Source organism: Phyllobacterium sp. GQ127 (assembly GCF_059758635.1).
This window is the reverse complement of record NZ_JCAXDZ010000029.1, coordinates 1-391: the sequence shown is the minus strand read 5'-3', so window position 1 is coordinate 391 and position 391 is coordinate 1. Positions and strand designations below refer to the sequence as shown.

Here is a 391-nt window from a genome sequence, read left to right as displayed (position 1 = left end):
CGCCGGGAATGGACAATGAAACCGACCTGGGTTTTTACACCGCGGTCGTGAAGCAGTCTGTCGGCAGCCTTGTACCAATAGCCGGAAAAATCGGTGAGCTTGCGGTTGTTGACGATAATGAGAAGATCGTAATCGGAACGATAGCCTTTCATCGTGTGCGGCTCGTCGACCCAGTCGCCGCGGGCATAGGAACCAAAAAGGATGATCTTCAGGATCCGTCCGATCTTCTTGAAATCGGCAGTGCCGCCTTTCAAGACATCCTCGAACTCCTCAAGCAGGATTTCGACAATGCGGGCAAGCTCGCGCTGCTTGGCTTCAGGCAGGTGACCAATGCTGGACTTCATCATAGTGGAACACGTCCCTCACAGGATTTCCAGATTCGCGCAGAACC

1 protein-coding gene is annotated in these 391 nt (G+C 53.7%); it reads right to left on the bottom strand.

Annotated elements, in window-relative coordinates; translation table 11 throughout:
• Positions 1-344 (bottom strand): nucleotidyltransferase domain-containing protein (locus AC6CHM_RS25120; RefSeq protein WP_498176070.1); only part of this gene is annotated, 344 nt, incomplete at its 3' end.
• Positions 345-391: the final 47 nt, after the last annotated feature.